General features: G+C 70.0%; 14 protein-coding genes. 11 read left to right on the forward strand and 3 right to left on the reverse strand.

Features of this window, described 5'->3' with window-relative positions; all coding sequences use genetic code 11:
• The first annotated feature begins 71 nt into the window (after window positions 1–71).
• Genes AC0LPE_RS12875 through AC0LPE_RS12890 form a run of 4 tightly spaced genes read left to right on the forward strand, consistent with a single transcriptional unit; the run spans window position 72 to window position 3535 of the window.
• A complete protein-coding gene (locus AC0LPE_RS12875) occupies window positions 72–1247 on the forward strand; it encodes a cytochrome P450 (protein ID WP_490604608.1) in 1176 nt (391 codons plus the stop codon).
• On the forward strand, window positions 1244–1438 hold the full coding sequence (locus tag AC0LPE_RS12880; protein ID WP_085470249.1) for a ferredoxin: 195 nt from the start codon (window positions 1244–1246) through the stop codon (window positions 1436–1438). The genes AC0LPE_RS12875 and AC0LPE_RS12880 overlap by 4 nt, the downstream gene beginning before the upstream one ends.
• Complete coding sequence (locus AC0LPE_RS12885) at window positions 1435–2589, forward strand: NAD(P)/FAD-dependent oxidoreductase (RefSeq protein ID WP_490604609.1); 1155 nt, start codon at window positions 1435–1437, stop codon at window positions 2587–2589. Before AC0LPE_RS12880 ends, AC0LPE_RS12885 begins: the two co-directional genes overlap by 4 nt.
• Window positions 2590–2599: 10 nt before the next feature.
• Window positions 2600–3535 carry a LysR family transcriptional regulator gene (locus AC0LPE_RS12890; RefSeq protein ID WP_490604610.1) on the forward strand — a complete coding sequence of 312 codons (936 nt, stop codon included), beginning with the start codon at window positions 2600–2602 and terminating at the stop codon, window positions 3533–3535.
• A gap of 12 nt (window positions 3536–3547) precedes the next feature.
• Here the strand turns inward: AC0LPE_RS12890 and AC0LPE_RS12895 are convergent, their stop codons facing one another.
• Complete coding sequence (locus AC0LPE_RS12895; RefSeq protein WP_490606405.1) at window positions 3548–3757, reverse strand: hypothetical protein; 210 nt, start codon at window positions 3755–3757, stop codon at window positions 3548–3550.
• Here AC0LPE_RS12895 and AC0LPE_RS12900 point away from each other — a divergent pair.
• The 5 genes from AC0LPE_RS12900 to AC0LPE_RS12920 are packed head-to-tail and all read left to right on the forward strand — an operon-like array spanning window position 3662 to window position 9473.
• Window positions 3662–4648: a phosphotriesterase family protein gene (locus AC0LPE_RS12900; protein ID WP_490606351.1), complete on the forward strand. Its 987-nt coding sequence runs from the start codon at window positions 3662–3664 to the stop codon at window positions 4646–4648. The two genes, AC0LPE_RS12895 and AC0LPE_RS12900, sit on opposite strands and share 96 nt — an antisense overlap.
• Window positions 4649–4698: 50 nt before the next feature.
• On the forward strand, window positions 4699–5814 hold the full coding sequence (locus AC0LPE_RS12905; protein WP_160877700.1) for an FAD-dependent oxidoreductase: 1116 nt from the start codon (window positions 4699–4701) through the stop codon (window positions 5812–5814).
• A gap of 43 nt (window positions 5815–5857) precedes the next feature.
• On the forward strand, window positions 5858–6790 hold the full coding sequence (locus tag AC0LPE_RS12910; protein WP_160877738.1) for an alpha/beta hydrolase: 933 nt from the start codon (window positions 5858–5860) through the stop codon (window positions 6788–6790).
• Window positions 6783–7739: an MBL fold metallo-hydrolase gene (locus AC0LPE_RS12915; protein WP_229564928.1), complete on the forward strand. Its 957-nt coding sequence runs from the start codon at window positions 6783–6785 to the stop codon at window positions 7737–7739. Before AC0LPE_RS12910 ends, AC0LPE_RS12915 begins: the two co-directional genes overlap by 8 nt.
• A 6-nt stretch (window positions 7740–7745) precedes the next feature.
• Window positions 7746–9473: a CocE/NonD family hydrolase gene (locus AC0LPE_RS12920; RefSeq protein WP_490604611.1), complete on the forward strand. Its 1728-nt coding sequence runs from the start codon at window positions 7746–7748 to the stop codon at window positions 9471–9473.
• 33 nt (window positions 9474–9506) lie between these two features.
• Here the strand turns inward: AC0LPE_RS12920 and AC0LPE_RS12925 are convergent, their stop codons facing one another.
• Complete coding sequence (locus AC0LPE_RS12925) at window positions 9507–10076, reverse strand: ATPase (protein WP_490604612.1); 570 nt, start codon at window positions 10074–10076, stop codon at window positions 9507–9509.
• Entirely contained in the window at window positions 10073–10459 is a 387-nt protein-coding gene (locus AC0LPE_RS12930) for a TA system antitoxin ParD family protein (protein ID WP_160877730.1), read from the reverse strand. The genes AC0LPE_RS12925 and AC0LPE_RS12930 overlap by 4 nt, the downstream gene beginning before the upstream one ends.
• 204 nt (window positions 10460–10663) lie before the next feature.
• On the opposite strand from AC0LPE_RS12930, the gene AC0LPE_RS12935 reads away from it, so the two are divergent.
• Window positions 10664–11734 (forward strand): class I SAM-dependent methyltransferase, encoded by a 1071-nt coding sequence (locus AC0LPE_RS12935; RefSeq protein ID WP_490604613.1) that lies wholly within the window; start codon window positions 10664–10666, stop codon window positions 11732–11734.
• Window positions 11735–11803: 69 nt separating this feature from the next.
• Entirely contained in the window at window positions 11804–12175 is a 372-nt protein-coding gene (locus tag AC0LPE_RS12940) for an HNH endonuclease (RefSeq protein WP_160877726.1), read from the forward strand.
• Window positions 12176–12198 lie beyond the last annotated feature (23 nt).

The following is a 12198-nucleotide window of genomic DNA, read 5'->3' on the forward strand; positions in this document are numbered from 1 at the left end:
GCACACGGTGCATGATGAATGATGCACATTATGAGTTGGATTAATCCCAGGGGGGTCGCTTCACTGAGGGCATGACCAGCAGCCCTCCCACCGCCGACGTCGACCTGTTCGCCGACGACGTCCTCGTCGACCCCTATCCGACCTTCGCACAGCTGCGCGAACTCGGCCCCGTGGTGTACCTGCCGCGCCACGACGTCTACGCCCTGACCCGCTACGACGTCATCCGCGGCGCCCTCGCCGACACCGCGACGTTCTCCTCGCGCGCCATCGCCTTCAACCCCGCCGCCAACGACGCCCTCCAGGGCACCTCCCTGGCCTCGGACCCACCCGTTCACACCGAACTGCGCGCCACCCTCACCGAGAACCTCTCGCCGCGCGCCCTGCGCGGACTGAAGACCACCATCGAGACCAAGGCCGACACGCTCGTCGCCGACCTCGTCATCACCGGTTCCTTCGAGGCGATCGACGCCCTCGCCCGCGCCTTCCCGCTCGAGGTCGTCGCCGACCTCATCGGCTTCACCGGCGAGGTACGCGCGAACATGCTGCGCTGGGGACAGGCCGCCATGGAGGTGCTCGGCCCGATGAACCAGCGCACCGCCGAGAACTTCCCCATCGCCGGGGAGCTGTACGCGTGGTGCTCACAGGTGCAGGCCGAGGATCTGACCCCCGGCTCGGTCGGGCGCGGCATCTTCGACGCCGAGGCGCGCGGCGCCGTCCCCGCCGGCAGCGCCGGGCACATCATCCACCAGTATCTCGGGGCCGGGGTGGACACCACCATCGCCTCGATCGGCAATCTGATCGCGCTGTTCGCGGCGTTTCCCGACCAGTTCGACCTCGTGCGCGCCGATCCGACGCTGGTGCCGTCCGCCTTCGCGGAGGTGCTGCGTTACTGGGCGCCGCTGCACGCCTGGGGTCGCGCCGTCACCCGCGACATCGAGATCGGCGGCCACCTGATCCCCGGCGGGTCGCAGGCGGCGGTGCTGCTCGGCTCCGGCAACCGCGACCCGCGGCACTACGACGACCCGGATTCCTTCCGGGTGGCCCGCAACCCGGTCGATCACCTGTCCTTCGGCTACGGCCCGCACGGCTGCGCCGGGCAGGGCCTGGCCCGCCTCGAGGCCCACGCGATCATCGCCGCCCTGGCCCGGCACGCGCGCCGCCTCGTTGCCGCCGACCCGATCCGGGTGCCCAGCAACACCACCCGTTCCATCGACGCCCTCGAGATCCTGGAGGTTGTGCCCGCATGAAGATCACCCTCGACCGTCCCCGCTGTGAAGGCCACGGCCTGTGCGAGGAGGCCGCACCCGAGCTGATGCATCTCGACGACGACGGCGAACTGGTCCTCGACATCGTCGAGGTGCCCGAGGGCAGCCCGCAGGCCGCGGCCGCGAGCGCCGCCGTGCGGGTGTGTCCCGTCGCCGCTCTGAAGCTCGCATGAGCACCGCAGCTGACATGCCCACCGTGATGGAGCGGATCGTGGTGGTCGGCAACGGCATCGCCGGGCAGACTGCCTGCGACAGCCTGCGCGGCGCCGGGTTCACCGGGCAGCTGACCGTCGTCGGCGACGAACCGGTCCCCGCCTACTCGCGGCCCGCGTTGTCGAAGGCGCTGCTCACCGACGGTGGCTCCCACGAACTCGCCGCCCCGGCGCACGGCGCCACCGAACGTCTCGGCGTCGCCGCGGTCGGCCTGGACGTGGACGCACGGCTCGTGCACCTCGACGACGGCACCGCGCTGGAGTTCGACGGGCTCGTCATCGCCACCGGTGCGCGCCCCCGGCCGCTGGGGGAGGCGTTGGTGCTGCGCACCCTCGACGACGCCCTCGCCCTGCGCGAGCGGCTCGCCGACCGGCCGTCGGTGGCGGTGGTCGGCGCCGGTCCGCTCGGCATGGAGGTCGCCTCCGCCGCCGTGCAGGCCGGCTGCGAGGTCACCGTCGTCGCCGACACCGCCCCGATGCGCCCGCAGTTCGGGCCGTATCTGTCCGAGCTGTTCACCGCCGCCGCCACCGCCGCCGGGGTCAAACTCGTCTACGGCACCGCCGCCGGCTTCGCCGCCGGGACGATCACCCTCGACGACGACAGCCGCGTCACCGCCGAGCTGGTCGTCGCCGCGATCGGCGACATCCCGAACGTCGAGTGGCTGCGCGAGTCCGGGGTGCTCACCGACGGCAGGTTGGTCGCCGACTCGCGCGGGCGGGTCGCGCCGAGCATCGTCGCCGCCGGTGACGTCGCGCATGTACCGGTCCGCGGGGTGGTGCGGCGGATCCCGTTGTGGAACAGCGCGATCGAGCAGGCCCGCATCGCCGCAGCGGCCGTGCTGCTCGGCGACGCCGCACCCGAGTTCGATGCCGATCCGTATTTCTGGACCGAGCAGTTCGGACTGCATCTCAAGGCGATCGGGCACCTGCCAGTCGACGGGGAGCCCACCGTCCTGGCCGGAGAGGATCCGCGCGGACCGGCGTTGCTGCACTGGCGGCATCCGGACGGCGCGGGGGTGGCGGTGGCGATCAACGACCGCATCCCCATCCCGCGGCTGCGGCGCGCCGCGGTCACCGGGGAACTGCCGAGCACCGCGAGGGCGGCTCGGTAGGTTCGTGGGCGTGACCCGCCCTTCGGAGCATCCGGCCGATCCCGACCTCGCGCGGCTGGCCGCGGTGAACCTCAACCTGCTGGTGCCGCTGCTGGCGGTGCTCGAGGAACGCTCGGTCACCCGCGCCGCCGCGCGGGTCGGGATGACGCAACCGGCGATGAGTCATGCGCTGGGCCGGATGCGCCGGTTGCTCGATGACGAACTGGTGGTGCGGCAGGGGAGCGGGCTGGCGCTCACCCCGCGCGCCGTCGAGCTGATCGCGCCGCTGCGGGAGGTGCTGCGGCAGACCGCGCGGGTGGTGAACTTTCCCGGTTTCGACCCGGCCCGCGACACGCGCACCATCACCCTGGCGATGACCACCAGCACCGCCTTCGTGGTCGGGGCGGAGCTGATGCGGGTGATCGGCGAGCGGGCCCCGCACGCGACGGTGCGTATCCGCACCTTCGTCGAGCCGCAGCCGGCGGACTTCACCGACGACGGGGTGGATGTGGTGCTCGTGTCGGAGGCGTTCGCCGCGCCCTATCCGCGCGAGCGGCTCTACGAGAACCGGTGGGTGGTCGTCGCGCACCCCGACACCGCTCCCGACGCCGGGGCGCTGGAGTTGCTCGAATCGGTGCCGCACACCGCCTACGACGCGCGGCACCGCATCACCCCCTATGCGGTGCTGGATGCGGCCGGGGTGCCCTATCGGATCGGCGGTCTGGTGTCGGATTTTCTGATGGTGCCGCAGTTGGTGGCGCGTGCCGGTGGGGTCGCGATCCACACCTGGCGGGTCGCGGCACAGATGCGTCGTCAGTTGCCGCTGCGGATCGAGGAGTTCCCGTTGCCGGTGCCGCCGTTGGGGATCGACATGGTGTGGAATCCGCGCCTGGCCGACACCGCGTTCATCTCCTGGCTGCGGACGATCCTCGTCGAGGCCACCACCGGCGCGACCATCGGCGAGTGACCGCGCCGATGGTCAGTCGTTCTGCACGTCGAGCAGGTAGCACCACGAGTCGGTGAGTTCGTCGAGGCAGATCTCGCGCGGGGTGCGCCAGCCGAGCGAGAAGTAGCGGCGCGACATGTGTTCGAGCTGCCCGAACGCCAGGACGCAGCGGATGCGGCGGCGGTCCGGGTCGAGCCGGCCGGCCCGATCGCGCCCGAGGAACTGGGCATCGTCGCCGTCCACGAGCACATCGGATACGGCATGCCCGGCTCCGAGCTGGACACCCACTGGTGGAAGAGCCCCGAGGTCCGCTACGAGGAGACCGTCCCGAAGCTGCGCAAGTTCCACGAGTACGGCGGCGGCACCTTCGTCGACGTCACCGGCATCTGCAACGGCCGCGACATCGACTACTACAAGTCCCTCTCCGCGAAGACCGGTGTGCACATCGTCGCCTGCACCGGTTTCGTCGGCGGCGACACCGCCCTGCCGTTCTTCGAACGCGCCTCCGTCGACTACCTGATGCGCCAGTTCGTGCACGAGATCACCGTCGGCATCGGCGACACCGGCAGCCGCGCCGGCGTCATCAAGGTCGGGGTCTCCCGCGGCGGGAAGATGACCGAACTCGACAAGCGCATCTACCGCGCCGCCGCCCGCGCCGCCCTCGCCACCGGCGTGCCGATCCTCACCCACCTCGCCATCGACGCCGAGAACGCCATCGCCATCTTCACCGAGGAGGGCCTGCCGCTGCACCGCGTGCTGTTCGGGCACGCCGACGACGGCGTCAACGCCGAGAAGACCCGCGACACCTGGATCGCGCAGCAGGGCGGCCGGGTCGGCTTCGACACCTTCGGCTACGAAACCGAACTCGAGGACCCGCCGTTCTGGGCCCGCCCCCGCAAAGAGCGCCTCGCCCACTTCCTGCGCTTCCTCAACGCCGGCCACCTCGATCAGGCCCTGGCCGGCGTCGACGCCAACTGCAGCCCACTCGGCTGGCCGGGCGTCAAGGGACACACCGTGAACTACCTGTTCGAGGACCTCATCCCGGACCTGCGCGAGGCCGGACTCGACGAGGCCACCATCACCAAGCTGTTCGTCGAGAACCCCGCCGACTTCCTCACCATCGCGCAACCCTGACCCGAATCTCCCGGCGCGCACCCTGCGCGCCCTCCGAAAGAGACACCCACATGCAGACCTCGGATCCGACCAACCTCACCATCGCCATCGTCGGCGCGGGCTATGCCGGTGCGGCCGCCGCCCGGGCCCTGTCGTTGCTCGGCGCGAACGTCACCGTCTACGAACAGGCCCCCGAGATCCGCGAGGTCGGCGCCGGCATCGGCCTGCGCCCGTCGAGCATGGAACGCTTCCGCGAGTGGGGCATCTTCGACGACATCGCCAAGGTCAGCTCCCCGAGCGACTACTTCGAGATCCTCACCGCCACGGGCGAGCCGATCATGAAGGACACCTGGCCGGCGCACGGCGACCAGAAGCACACCCACCTGATCCACCGCGGCGACTTCATCGACACCCTCATCGCCTCCCTGCCCGACGGCATGGTGAAACTCGGCCACCGGCTCGAGCGCATCGAGGACCACGGCGACCGCAGCACCCTGACCTTCACCAACGGCACCAGCGTCGACGCCGACCTGGTCATCGGCGCCGACGGCATCAAGTCCGTGGTCCGTGAGCAACTGTTCTCCGCCGCCGAACCGGTGTTCTCCGGTGAACGCGCCTACCGCGCCGTCATCGACGTCGCCGACGCGCACGGCATGGTCACCGACGACAACCTGCGCATGTACATCGGCAAGGGAACCAAGGTGTACCTGCTGCCGCTGCGCCACCGCGGCCAGGTGTCCTTCGACATCACCGCCCTGTGCCCCGACCCCGACTGGGCGCCGCAGGTGAGCAAGGAGGACATGCTCGCCACCGTCGCCGGATTCGACCAGCGCATCGTCGACATCACCGCCGGCCTCGACATGGACATCGTCAACATCCGCGGTGTCTACGACATCGACCCGATCGAGCGCTGGCACAGCAACTCCGTGGTGCTCATCGGCGACGCCGCCCACTCGATGCTGCACCACCAGGGTCAGGGCGCGAACTCGGCGATCCTCGACGCCGGGGCGCTCGCCGACTGCCTGCGCGACACCGACACCGTCGCCGCGGCGCTCACCGCCTTCCGGGCGCAGCGCAAACCGGTCACCGACGAACTGCAGCGCATCTCCCGCCAGGGCTGGACCGAGGACGAGGTCCAGGACGTCTTCCCGGGCCAGAAACCCGCAGCGCAGCAGCCCGCCCAGTAGATCCCCACCCCACCCGTTCACCGCCCGAAGGAGACGACCGGCCTTGCCGTTGCACCCCGAGATCGCCCGGATCCTCGCCGACCTGCCCGCCCCGCCGCCCGGACCGCTCGATCCGGCCGCGATGCGCGCCGGGGAGCAGACACAGGTTCCGCCGCTCGAGGAGCGACTGCCCCTGCACGACGTCCGCGACACGATCGCGGCGACCCCGGCAGGGCAGGTGCCGGTGCGGATCTACACCCCGACCGACACCGACACCTGTGGCCTGGTCGTCTACTTCCACGGCGGCGCGTTCTTCCTCGGCAGCCTCGACACCCACGACCACGTCGCCCGCCACCTCGCGAAGACCACCGGCTGCACGGTGATCTCCGTCGGCTACCGCCGCGCCCCCGAAGCGCAGTTCCCCGCCGGTCTCGACGACTGCTACGGCGCCGTGCGCTGGGCCGCCGACCACGGCAACGAACTCGGCTGGGACGGAAAGATTCTCGCGGTGGCGGGGGACAGCTCCGGCGCCAACTTCGTCGCCGCCGTCACCGGCCTGGCCCACGACGACGGGTTCGACCGCATCACCCACCAGGTGCTGTACTACCCGTCCCTCGACCTGGACTTCGACGAGGACCGCTACCCGTCGATGCGGGAGAACGCCGTCGGCTACGGCCTCGAAACCGCCGGACTGAAACCGTTCAATGCCTTCTACCTCGACAGCGGCGCCGACCCCGCCGACCCGCGCGTCTCACCGATCAAGCGGCAGAACCTGTCGGGGCTGCCGGCGGCGCTGGTCGTCACCGCCGAGTTCGACCCGATGCGCGACGAAGGCGAACTCTACGCCCGGCGGCTCGACGAGGCCGGGGTGCCGGTGACGCTGCGCCGCTACGCCGGTGCCAACCACGGCTTCGTGCAGAACTTCTCGTGGATCCCCGAATACGCGCAGGTCTTCGACGAGACCGCCGCCTTCCTGCAGGGCACCGCCCATGAATGAGGCGACGATCCACCCGATCGTCTCCCCATGGGGACGCTTCGGGCTCTACACCTTCTTCATCGACGCCGACGAGCCCGCGATCGTCGACACCGGCATCGCGTCGTCCCCGGCCGAGGGCATGGCCCCCGCCCTCGACACGCTCGGCCGGCGGCTCGAGGACGTGCGGTGGATCCTGCTCACCCACGGGCACATCGACCACATCGGCGGCGCCCACGCCCTGTGGGAGGCCACCGGCCGCACAGCGCAGGTGGTCATCCACGAGGCCGACGCCCCACTGCTGCGCTCCCGGCAGGCCCACGTCGACGACTACCTCACCGGCCGCGGCCGGTACCTGAACGACCCCGACGGGGCCGCGAAGGTCACCGCCGCCGCCGAGGCCGTCATCTCCGGGGAGATGGAACCGACCCTGCTCGTACGCGGCGGCGAAACCATCTCCCTCGGCGGGGGAGTGGAGATCTCCGTGCACTCGATCCCCGGGCACACCCCGGGCTCGGTCGCCTACGTCGTCGAAGGGCAGAACAGCGTATTCGTCGGCGACGCCGTCCAGGTACACGGCGCCGCCAACGGATTCCCCGGCTACACCGACCCCGACGCCTACCGCGACAGCCTCGCCTACCTGCGCGAGACGATCCGCCCCGAGACCCTCTATCTCGGGCATCCCTACCGCCGCGCCGACGGCACCCCCTACGGCGTCGAACTCGACCGCGACCAGGCCGCCGAAGCCCTCCGCGAGAGCGTCGACATCGAAGGGGGAGTGCGCGGCGCCGCGCACCGCTGCCTGTGCCACGGACTGCTCGACACCGACTCGGCGTACTCGCCGTTCGCCCCGGTCGCCGACGACCTCGGTTACACCGGCGATCCCACCCTCGAGCCGTCCCCGTTCTTCACCACACTGCACGGCTACCGCACCCAGTTCTCGCACCAGCACCGACACGAAGAGGAGTCGTAGGTTCTCATGGCCGAGTTCGAAACGTTCGACGCAGGCGGACAGACCATCCACATCCGCAAGCACCTGCGGGTCCCCATGCGCGACGGCGTCGAGCTGGCCGCCGACGCCTACCACGGGGTCGACGACAAGCCCCGCCCCGCGCTGGTCGCGCTGAGCCCCTACGGCAAGGAACTCCAGGCACTCGCCCTGACCACCCCGCCGCAGCGTCGCCCCAGCCCCATGTGGGACGGCTGCATCGAGGCCGGCGACATCGCCCGCGTCGTCGCCGAGGACTACGTCCACGTCATCGGCGACATCCGCGGCTCCGGCGACTCCGATGGCGAGCACATCGGCAACTACAACGCCGGCGGGGTCTCCCTCGGGCAGGACGCCTACGACTTCATCGAATGGGTCGCCGCGCAGCCGTGGTGCGACGGCAACGTCGGCATGATCGGCATCTCCTACTTCGGGTCCATGCAGGTCCTCGCCGCCGCCGAACGACCCCCACACCTGAAGGCCATCTTCGTCTCCGGCGGCCACTACGACTTCTACGAGACCACCTACCACGGCGGCATCATGTGGTTCATGCCCCGCGCCGCCCGCGAGGGCCGCGGCGGTGACTCCGGCTGGGCGTTCACCGACCGGGTCAAGTCCCGCATGCTCGAGACCTACACCCCCGACGAGATCCGGGCGCGCGTCGCCCAGCGGCTCGCCGACCCGGACGTCGCGGCCTGGCCGAATCTCGTGCACGTGCTGCACTACCCGAAGCACCACGAGGCGTGGTTCGACATCATCACCAACGAACTCGACGGCGACTGGTACGAGGAACGCAACCCGATCAATCTCGCCCGAAACATCGACATCCCCGTCTACCTGCAGATCGACCAGGGCCGCGGCTGGACGATGGACGGCACCATCGAACTGTTCCACGCCCTGCAGGGACCGAAGAAGCTCGACATCGGCCCCTACCCGCCCATGCAGTCGCGGCCCTTCATCGAAGAGCACGACACGATGTTCCGCTGGTACGACTACTGGATCAAGGGCATCGACAACGGCATCATGGACGAACCCGCCGTGAACGTCTTCGTCGAAGGCTCCCGACAGCGCGTCACCGCCGACCAGTGGCCGCCCAAGGACGTCGAGCACCGGGCGCTGTACCTGCGGCCGCGCGGCAAGCTGTCCACCGAACCCGAACCGATGGGCACGCAGTACGCCGCCCCGGACGGCTTCTACCAGGCGCCGCTCACGGTCACCGACAAGGTCGAGATCCTGCGCTGGGAAACGCCGGTGTTCGCCGAACCCACCGAGATGATCGGCACCGGCGCCGCGCACCTCTTCGCCGAGATCGACCAGCCCGACACCAACTTCATCCTCCGCATGTGGGACTACGCCCCGAACGGCGCGCGGCAGCTGATCACCACCGGCTACCTCAAGGCCTCCCACCGCGAACTCGACGAGCGCACCACCGAGGGCAACCCGTACCACCCGCACACCCGCGCCGTGCCGGTCGAACCCGGCACCATCGAGGAATACGTGCTGCGGCTGTATCCGTTCGCCAACACCTTCATGCCGGGCCACAAGCTCGTCGTGGAACTGTCGAACAACGAACCGCTCGCCGACGAACACAACGCGCTGCTGCCGCCGGACGCCTTCCACCTGCCCGTCGGCCGGCCGGTGACCCACAAGATCTACCGGGACGCCGCGCACCCCTCGCGGCTGGTGCTGCCGTTCACCACGAGCGCGGCGACGAACTGATCTCGTCGTATCCGCTCACCGGGCCCGGATCTCTCAGCCGAGCCCGGTGAGCGCCGCCGGCGTCCACCCCGGCCAGCGCACCGCACTCACCGGCACCCCGCCGGCGAACCGCGCCACCACCACCGGGGTCCCGCACGCCGTGTCGTACACCGACGCCTGATCGGCGCGGCCGATCGCTTCGGCCACCAGCGGCCACAACCGTCGATAACGCGCCCGGATCTTGTCCTCGGGCACCGCATGCCCACCGGAGGCCACCCGGTGCTGCACACGCAGCACCGACATCGCCTCGGGCACCAGCATCACGTGCAACACCACCGTGAAGCCCGCCTCGTGTGCGCGGTCGATCAGCTCCAGCTTCGACGGATGCGAGAACACCGTCTCCGCAATGAACGACCGGCCCTGCCGCAGCAATCGATCCCGCGCCGCCGCGGCGAGTTGCGCCGCCTCGTACGACATCTCCTCGGCACGGTCGGGCCAACGCTGCCGCGCGATCACATCCGCGTTGACGAACACACTGCGCGGCAGCAGGGGAGCGAGGGACAACTCGACGAACGTCGACTTACCGGAACCATTGGGACCGACGATCAGATCCAGACGCCTCATGCGTCGTCGAGCACCCGGCGACTACCGTCGGGACGCTGCTCGACCAACCGGCCCTCGTCGTCGAGCACCACCGTGGTGACCCCACGCGCGGCGAGCACCGCGGCGTAATCGGTGCGGACCAGCCCGTCCGCCAGGCGCGCATCGATCTCCGCGTCGAACAGCCGTCCCTCCGCGGCGGTGAGCTCGCTCAGCTCCCGCGTCCCGGCCAGCGCCTCGTGCACCCGGTGCAAGGAGGCGGTCTCATGGGCGGTCATCGCGCGGCCGATACGGGCCCAGTATTCGAGTTGCTGGCGTCCGGTGCGGTTCTGGCGGCCGCCCTCCGCGATAGCGCTGTCGACGAGTTCGGCGTCGAAGCGGGTGACCTTGTCGGTGGACGACGTCATGACGGCCTCCTGATGTTGCAGTCTGCTACAAGCGTAGCTGTCTGCAACACGACGTGCACCCCGCGTCATTCTCTCAACACCGGTTCGTGACCTCCCGGTCCGCACTGCCACCCGGATCGACACCCGATCGAACCCGAGCCGACGCCGAGGAACCGACCACGCGACCTACCGTGAGCGAGTACTCCCATCACCAGGAGGTGCGTGATGACCACGGAGATACACGAACCCGACCAAGCACGACTCGAACAGACCCTCGGACAACTCGTCGTCGACATGGGCGCGGCCATGAACGGCGCCCTGGTCCTGATCGGTGTCGATCTGGGCCTGTGGCGAGCCCTCGACGAATCCGGCCCGACCACCAGCGAACAACTCGCGGCCCGCACCGGCCTCCGCGAACGCTATCTACACGAATGGCTGTCAGCACAGGTAGCGAGCGGATATCTGACCTACGAGCCGGACAACGACACCTTCACACTGTCCCCGGAACACGCCATGGCGCTCGCCCGCGAGGACAGCCCGGTCTACCTCGCCGGCGGCCTCCACCTGATCAGTTCGGTCTACAAGGACCGGCTGCGCATCACCGAACGCATCCGCAACGGAGAGGGTTTCGGCTGGCACGAACACGACCCCGAACTGTTCGTCGGCACCGAACAGTTCTTCCGCCCCGGCTACCGCGCCAACCTCGTCGACGTGTGGCTGCCCACCCTCGACGGGGTCGTCGACAAACTGCGTGCCGGCGCCACCGTCGCCGACATCGGCTGCGGCCACGGGGTCTCCACCACCCTGCTCGCGCAGGCATTCCCGCAGTCCACCATCCGCGGCTTCGACTACCACGACGGATCCACCGCACGAGCCCGCGAACTGGCCGCGGAGGAGGGCGTCGACAACGCCACCTTCGAGGTCGCCTCGGCGACCGATTTCCCCGGATCCGACTACGACCTGATCTGCTATTTCGACTGCCTGCACGACATGGGCGATCCCGTCGGCGCCCTGCAGTACGCGCGCGGCGCGCTCGCCGACGACGGCACGGTGATGCTCGTCGAACCATTCGCCCGCGACAGCCTGCCCGAGAACCTCAATCCCGTCGGCCGGATGTACTACGCCGCGTCCACGGTGCTGTGCGCCCCGTCGTCGCTCGACCAGCCGGTCGCGCTCGGGCTCGGCGCGCAGGCAGGGGAGCGACGGCTCGCCGACGTCGCGGCCGAAGCCGGATTCGGCACCTTCCGCCGCGCCACCGAAACGCCCTTCAACCTCGTCCTCGAAGCACGCCCCTGAAATCGTCTCCGGGACACCGGATCGGACCCACCGGCGACCACGGCGGCGCCGATGGGCCACGATCGGAGGATGGACCGCGTCAGCCGACTCTCGCTCGCCCTCGACCGTCAGGACGGGCGGTGCCTGTGGTGCGGACGGGAGTTCGGGCGGCTGATCACCCCGACCACCGATCATCTGGTGCCGCGACTGAAAGGCGGGCCGAGCATCACCGCCAACGAGGTCGCCGCGTGCCGACGCTGCAACGCCGACCGCGGACATGTCGCGCCGGTCGAATGGCTCGACCGGTGCCGGCAGCGCGGCTGGACACCCGACGAGGAGCTGCTGACCCGACTGCTCGAGGAGCTCGCCGACGAACTCGTCCGGGTCGGTGGTCATCGCCGTGCCCGGGATTATCTGTCCGCGCAGTTGCGGCGGTTGCGGCGGTTGCGGCGACCGTCATAATGCACGGGAGCCCAGGATGAATA

It is taken from the genome of Rhodococcus sp. S3, from assembly GCF_058211795.1.